General features: G+C 74.7%; 4 protein-coding genes and 1 pseudogene. 4 read left to right on the forward strand and 1 reads right to left on the reverse strand.

Annotated features, from left to right (window positions below; genetic code table 11):
* On the forward strand, positions 1-511 hold a 511-nt coding region (locus G3I41_RS11130), incomplete at its 5' end, for a helix-turn-helix domain-containing protein (protein WP_164400041.1).
* 40 nt (positions 512-551) lie between these two features.
* Positions 552-1,247: a class I SAM-dependent methyltransferase gene (locus G3I41_RS11135; protein WP_164400042.1), complete on the forward strand. Its 696-nt coding sequence runs from the start codon at positions 552-554 to the stop codon at positions 1,245-1,247.
* A gap of 15 nt (positions 1,248-1,262) precedes the next feature.
* Here the strand turns inward: G3I41_RS11135 and G3I41_RS11140 are convergent, their stop codons facing one another.
* Positions 1,263-1,610, reverse strand: coding sequence for a hypothetical protein (locus tag G3I41_RS11140; RefSeq protein ID WP_164400043.1), 348 nt, complete (start codon positions 1,608-1,610; stop codon positions 1,263-1,265).
* Positions 1,611-1,847: 237 nt separating this feature from the next.
* Between G3I41_RS11140 and G3I41_RS11145 the strand changes: the two genes are divergently transcribed.
* Together G3I41_RS11145 and G3I41_RS11150 are read left to right on the forward strand one after the other, a co-directional pair.
* Positions 1,848-2,768 (forward strand): slipin family protein, encoded by a 921-nt coding sequence (locus G3I41_RS11145; protein WP_164400044.1) that lies wholly within the window; start codon positions 1,848-1,850, stop codon positions 2,766-2,768.
* Positions 2,769-2,960: 192 nt separating this feature from the next.
* Positions 2,961-3,267: pseudogene (locus tag G3I41_RS11150) on the forward strand (ATP-dependent helicase); the annotation flags it as partial.

Below are 3,267 nucleotides of genomic sequence, written 5' to 3' on the forward strand. Positions count from 1 at the left end.
CGCGTCCGGCGGCACCGTGCTGCTGCCCGTGGCGGAGCCGCCGCCGTGGGAGGGGCCCGGCGGGCTGTGCGGGCTGATCGCCGAGGCGACCCGGGCGGCGGGCGTCCCCGTCACGGCCGCCGCCGAGACCGCGTCACCGGACGGGGTGCCGGCTGCGGTGGCCCGCAACGGCGAGATCGTGGACCTGGTGGCCCGCACGGGCCGGGCTCCCGGCCTCTACCGGCTCGCCGATGTGCTCCTGGAGTACCAGCTGAGCCGGCCCAGCGAGGCGCTGCGCGGGCTCGCCGGGCTGCTGAGCCCGCTGGACGCCAAGCCGGAGCTGCTGCACACGCTGGAGACGTACCTCGGACACGGCCTGGACCGCCGGGCCGCGGCGGCGGCGCTGCACGTCCACCCCAACACCGTCGACTACCGCATCCGGCGCATCGACCGCCTCACCGGTCTCTCCCCGGCCCGCCCCGCCGACCTCCAGCACCTGAGCGCGGCCCTGGTCGCGCGCCGCTCGGTCTGAGGGGCGGGAACGCCGGGCCCGGTACGGTCGTTCGGCAGTCATGAGCGGACAACTGGTACGCGAGGGCTACGAGGGGACCGGTCCGGGCGCGATCACCCCGGACGGCTGCGCGGTCGAGCTGTACAGCAGGCTGGCCGTGGGCGACGAGCCGGACCTGATCGAGGCGGCCGTCCCCGCCGGCGCGCACATCCTGGAACTGGGCTGCGGGGCGGGCCGGGTGACGCACCCGCTGATCGAGCGGGGCTTCCGGGTGACCGCCGTGGACGAGTCGCCGCAGATGCTGGAGCGGGTGCGCGGCGCGCGGACGGTGTGCGGCCCGATCGAGTCGCTGGACCTCGGCGAGGAGACGTTCGACGTCGTCATGCTCGCGTCGTTCCTCGTCCACGCGGGCGACCACGAGGTGCGCGACGGGCTGCTGCGGACCTGCCGGCGTTACGTACGCGACGGAGGCGTGGTGCTCATCCAGCGCGAGGGGGCGGACTACCACGAAGCGCTGCCGCGCGAGCGCGTCCACCCCGCCGGCTACACGGTGCGCATCGTCTCCTCGGAGCCGGTCGGCGACGGGGTGCGGTCGGTGCGCGCGGAGTACGAGTTCGCGGACGCCCGGTGGACGCAGACCTTCCGGGCCCGGCCGCTGACGGAGGAGGCGTTCGAGGGGCACCTGGCGGCGGCGGGCCTGAAGGTGGACCGCTGTCTCACGGACGACGGCGTCTGGGTGCGGGCGGTGCCCGTGTAGCTGCCTGCCCGGCGGTCAGTGGATGGTGCTGAAGCTGCGCCAGGGACGCGCGTTCGGCGCGTTGACGTCCGAGAAGGTGGTCGCCACGTACGTCGTCCCCTTGCCGGTGCAGTCGGGCGTCCGGTACAGCACGATGTCGACCAGGGTCTCGTTGGCCACCGCCTTCGCGCCGGCCGGGGCGAGCCGGTGGCAGCCCTTGACCGAGGGGCTGTTCACCTCGATCACGGCGTCCCGCTCGGTGGTGTAGATGACCGGGCCGACCGCGGTCCGGCCGAGGCCCGAGCAGCCTGCGACGGTGAGGGTCAGGAACACGGCCTGGGCGGCGATGCCGAGCCGGCGGCGTCGGCGGTCGATCACGGGCATGGGCGGATCCTCGTCTGTCTCGTCACCACGCACACCGCGGGTGTACGTGCCGGTGCCGTTCACCCTGCCCGCTTCCCCGGGCCCCGGCATCCGGGAAGCGGCCGGGCGGGGGAGCGCGGCACCACCGGGCGTACGCGCAGGGGTTCGCCCCCGAGCGAAACCAGGCATACCGTGGTATTAGCGCACGAAGAGGTGCGGCGCCGATGGCCGGGCTCTTCCGGCCGGCAGGGGGCCGTCATGGTCCAGGCACTCGTGATCGCGGTGGTCGCGGCAGCGGCGGTGGGCGCCCTGTATCTGGCGGCGGCCGCCAGGGTCGTCAGACAGTACGAACGAGGCGTGGTCCTCAGGCTGGGCCGGCTCCGCGACGAGGTGCGCCCGCCGGGGTTCACCATGGTGCTGCCGGGCGTCGACCGGCTGCGCAAGGTCAACATGCAGATCGTGACCATGCCCGTGCCCGCCCAGGACGGGATCACCCGGGACAACGTCACGGTCCGGGTGGACGCCGTCATCTACTTCAAGGTGGTCGACCCGGCCAGCGCGGTCGTCGAGGTCGAGGACTACCGCTTCGCGGTCTCGCAGATGGCGCAGACGTCCCTGCGTTCCATCATCGGCAAGAGCGAGCTGGACGACCTCCTTTCCGACCGGGAGAAGCTGAACCAGGGCCTGGAACTGATGATCGACAGCCCGGCGGTCGGCTGGGGCGTCCAGATCGACCGGGTCGAGATCAAGGACGTCTCGCTGCCGGAGACCATGAAGCGCTCCATGGCCCGCCAGGCCGAGGCCGACCGTGAGCGGCGCGCCCGGGTCATCAACGCGGACGCGGAGCTCCAGGCGTCCAAGAAGCTGGCCGAGGCGGCCTCCGAGATGTCCGCCCAGCCGGCGGCGCTCCAGCTGCGGCTGCTCCAGACCGTGGTGGCCGTAGCGGCCGAGAAGAACTCCACGCTGGTCCTGCCGTTCCCGGTCGAGTTGCTGCGGTTCCTGGAACGGGCCCAGCAGGGGGCGCCCGCCCCCGAGGTCGCGCAGGCGCCGGACGCCGGTAGCCGGGCCGGGCCGGCCGGGGACCCCGGTACGCCTGCGCCGGACGGCGCGCGGCCCGCGGAGTCCGGTACGCCGGCCCCGCGTCCGGACGCCTCCTCGAAGCCGTACGCCCACCACTGACCTCTCCGCGCGGTCGGTCCCCGGCCGTCGTCCGACCCGTACGAGCTGCGGGAACGGCGGCGGTCGGACCCTTGTCCGGGGCGTTGTCAGACCTCCCGCCTAGACTCGCCGACCAGAGGACGACACCGTGCTGACCAGGCGCGGAGCGCCAGGACGCGGCCGCCGGGCCGCGACGGACGGGAGGGAGGACCGATGAGCACCGCACCGCCGCCGCAGGACGCGGACGACACCCGTCTGCCGCGCTGCGCCGCCGTCTTCCTGCCCGGTACGCCGCCGCGCCGGGGCCGCGTCGCGTTCTGGGACCCGCTCGACGCCCCGCTCCCCGAGACGGCCGGCGCCCTGAGCGAGGAGATCACGGTCGTCCGGCCGTACGGCGCCGGGGGCGAGGTCCGCCCGCAGGACGTCCCCGCGCTCCTGCTCACCGTCGGCGACGCCCTGCCCCTGCTCGCCCGCGCCCGCCACCTGCGCTCCGCCCACCCGGCGACCCGCGCCTGGGGCG

This window comes from Streptomyces sp. SID9727, assembly GCF_010550605.1.
Lineage (GTDB): Bacteria > Actinomycetota > Actinomycetes > Streptomycetales > Streptomycetaceae > Streptomyces.